Annotated in this window: 1 protein-coding gene and 1 pseudogene; both read right to left on the bottom strand. The window is 42.2% G+C overall.

All coding sequences use genetic code 11. From position 1 onward, the window contains the following. Positions 1–88: 88 nt before the first annotated feature. Positions 89–3,073: a Tn3-like element ISKox2 family transposase gene (locus L654_RS0103160; RefSeq protein ID WP_008126957.1), complete on the bottom strand. Its 2,985-nt coding sequence runs from the start codon at positions 3,071–3,073 to the stop codon at positions 89–91. 138 nt (positions 3,074–3,211) lie between these two features. Further along, positions 3,212–3,914, bottom strand: a pseudogene (locus tag L654_RS0103155) (HAD-IC family P-type ATPase); the annotation flags it as partial.

The following is a 3,914-nucleotide window of genomic DNA, read 5'->3' as shown; positions in this document are numbered from 1 at the left end:
GGGGTTCTAGGGATTTTCCCCTCTAAAGTAACATAAATCGCCACAACCCTCGCAGTTAATGGCTTGTGGAGCTGGGTTACCTTTCATTTTAGACTTCATTTTCAACAATAGGCCTAGTTATTTCCTGTAAATCAGGTAGTTTGCGGTTACTAGCGAACTGATAAGTGCCGCTCAGATTAATGTTCTGCCATGCAACGGGTGATACTTGTCGAGTTATTGCTGCTTTTTCCTCGTCACCAACTTCTTCAAAGTGCAGTAATAGATGACTTAGGATCATCGAGTTAAAGTAGATAATAGCATTTGCCGTCAAACGGGCACACTCGTTCCAGACGACTATTTCTGATTCGTTTTTTCCACGGAACTGGTCACGATTGACCGATGCAATAGCTCGCCTGAGGAAATGCCAGGCTTCGCCTCGGTTCAGTGCTCGTTGAACATATTGGCGCAGACTTGCATCATCAATATAATCAAGTAAATATTGGGCTTTGATGAGCCTATTATATTCCGTTAATGCTTGTAATATAGGGTGTCTAGATGGATAACCAGATAATTTGCGTACTAGCAATGCCTGTGTTGTGCGTTTTTCTTGAAGGGATAACACAATACGCTGAATATCCTGCCAGCCTTCTTCAATCACATTCATTTTTATCGGCTTTTTCAGCGCCAGATGCGTGTTTCCGTCGTCGCTTTCAGTTACGTTAAATAGGTCATTGATCACACTGGTGAACTGAGCATACCTAGGCGCAAAACTATAACCGCATAAATCCAATAAGGCATAATTAACATGATTAACACCATGGGTGTCGGTTGAGAGGACATCTGGCTTAAGATCACTAGTATTAGATTGTAGTAAGTCGTAAATATAATGGGACTCATGCTCATTAGATCCTATGATACGGGCATTTAACGCACTATGATTGGCAACTAACGTCATGGCCGTAATACCTTTGTTGGTGCCGAAGTATTTCGAGGAGTAGCGAGTTTTAAAAGTCTCAAGGTGAGTTTCAAATTTTTGCCCATCGGTACTGGCGTGCAGGACGTCTTCTTGGATGTGATAGTGGCGGAAAATAGGGAGTGCCGCTACTGCGTTATTGATGATATCACTAGCCTCTTGCAAGGTTTCAGGCCTAATATAATTAGCTTGTATAGTGCTTAGATGCTCATAACTGCGATCAGATATTTGTGCCATCCCATATACGCCGCGATGTGTCGCATTCGCAATTAGAATAGCCAATAAATCATCCTGATTGGCGCCTACTTGTTTTTGTATTGGCAGCACGTGTGCGAAGCATTGCATAAAGTTGGTTTCTTGTTCAACATAACGCAACACATCAGCAATACTGACGGGGATCATTTGTTTAAAGAAAGGGTTGTTGACAAGTGATTGGGAGCCTTTAACTGGCAGTCGCCATCGTGTGCCACTTCGGCTCTTCATGATCACATTGCGGTTATCACCATTATCAATGTGACGAGCAACATCTTCTAGGGATGTTGTTAAGCGTATTTGTTTTACTTGCAGTAGCTTCTGAATCGGCTGCTTTAGCTTTTCCAATGTTGATGATGCCAATAGATCAGGCTGTATTGACGATGCAATTAAGTCGTCTTCTAGCGCACGATATTTAGTGACGTTTGATAAGTAAATTCGACCATTAAGCCGAGAAGCCAGTTGACGGTAAAGCAACCATTCGTATCGCTGTGGATGAACAACATCCTTGTTAATTAACCATGGACGATGTTTTTGTTGGATAAGTGTACTATCCATTGTTTGCAATGTATTACCTGCTAATAGTTCTGTTTTTGTGGTTTTGAGCTGGGTCACTAATGCTTCTGAGCCTTTACCTGCTTGGCATTCAAGACATAGAAACACGGGCCTTAATAACTGCTCAATTAACCCGTTTTGATCATCATAATATTGCCATTGATATTCTTCTACCGTGCGTTTTTGCTTTTTTAAGTACAGGCATAGCGTTTCTATATCTTGGTTATTCATTACACTTAATGCTTGTTGCCTAACCGTTGCAAATGGTTGATTATCGTCGATACTGTCATCAACAAACAGATGCAGTAATTCTGCGGCTTTGGTGACATTGTCTGCAGCTGACCTCCATGAGTCAAACACTGCCTGTTGGGCAAACGCATGCGCAGCTTCTTGTTGTTTACGGATATGATGAATAAACCCATCAGCCAATCGCTCTAGGCTTTGCCGTATGCGTTGAGTCAGAAAACACAGCAACCATAGGTGTTGCTGTGGACGCTTAAAGCGTTTTAGTTTACTGCCATAATAATCCACCATTTCACCGAAGTGTTGTTGGTTTTTAGACGATAAGGCTAAGCCCTTAACAGCATTATCAATCTGTCTTGTATAAGGCTGTAACTGATGATACACCGTCAGTTCTTTTTTTAGCTCTGTCACCATAACGCTTTTTGCACCGGCTCGAAGCTGGCTTAAGGAGAGCCCATCTTTGTCATCGATAATAGTATTTAGAAATCCGTGTAGTTCAGATGAAACATGAATACGAAGCTTATTATTTAACGCCTTCTTGACCTGTTGGATAACACGACTGATAAGCTTTTGTAAGACAGTATATTTAGGGATGGCAATTCTATGCGTTGCTAGATATTCAGCGGCTGCATCGAATAGATAACGAGGCTCAAGCCAAGCTTTGCCGACCATAACAAGATGTTCGTACAGCGGCGCAAAGTGCAGACTTTCGTCCCATTTCTGATAGTTTAATAACCTCAGTATTCTTTGATATATACGGTCACGCTGCATCTTATTAATGCTGAAAGGCCTGATCCCTTTGCCTCCTTGAACTTGCGTTGAAATAAACTGCATATCGTCAAAGATGAGGTTAAAGCTAGGTGAAAGAATCACAGGCTTAGACTTAAAATACCCTAATAACGCAATGAAATAGCATCGGTGGTTCCTTAGGCGAATACTTTTCAACTCTGTTAACTCGATCTCGTTTGGCGTAAAATACAATCGTTGTTGTTCAAGTGATAATAGCGGCGGAGAATATAGATCAAGCTGCTCAGCTTTGGTAAGAATTGATAGTTCGTTTTTTATAGCCATAGGAATTAAATTAAGTTTAAGGGGTTGTTAACCTCATAATTTGCCATACTTTGGAGAAGTAACCCACCTTTGTATGCCTTTAAATATGGTGAGTATGGCGATTTATGTTACTTTAGAGGGGAAAATCCCTAGAACCCCATCAAGAGCAACAACTTTAGCTTGCTTTAAAAGCTGTAAACCTTCGCCTTTTCTAAATAATACCCCCACTTCAGCACCACGCCCCGTTGCGATCATTATCGATGTAGGGGTGGCTAGTCCCATAGCACAGGGACAGGCAATAATTAATACCGCGACGGCATTTATTAGCGCGAAAGTTAGTACTGGCTCAGGGCCAAAAATAGACCATATTGCAAAGGTAAGCGTAGCCATAGCCATAACCAGTGGTACAAACCACAGGGTTACACGATCAACCAGAGCCTGAATAGGTAACTTGGAGCCTTGTGCTTGTTCGACCATACGGATGATTTGTGCCAGTACTGTCTTATCTCCCACGGCTGTGGTTTCAATGGTAAGTGCCCCCGTTTGATTGATGGTGCCACCAACAACGTTAGATCCGATATTTTTTGCCACGGGTACGGGTTCACCAGTGATCATAGCTTCGTCGATATAACTTGTGCCTTCTACTATGTTGCCGTCTACTGGAATATTTTCCCCAGGGCGAACCTCTACAATATCGCCAGATATCAATGAAGTAATCGGTAGGTCTATCAAACTACCTTGACGATAAACACGGGCCGTTTTTGCCTGCATAGTAACTAGTCGTTGAATCGCGAGTGAAGTGCGACCCTTTGCTTTATTTTCGAGATATCGGCCGAGCAAAATTAACGTTACGATGACAGCC

The organism is Pseudoalteromonas sp. TAB23 (assembly GCF_000498075.1).
In the GTDB taxonomy this organism is placed as follows: domain Bacteria; phylum Pseudomonadota; class Gammaproteobacteria; order Enterobacterales; family Alteromonadaceae; genus Pseudoalteromonas; species Pseudoalteromonas arctica.
Note: the sequence above shows the minus strand (reverse complement) of the source record. Positions and strands in the feature narration are given on the sequence as shown.

Coding starts and splice junctions, on each gene's coding strand:
- L654_RS0103160 (WP_008126957.1), bottom strand. CDS start 3,073: ATGGCTATAAAAAACGAACTATCAATTCTTACCAAAGCTGAGCAGCTT.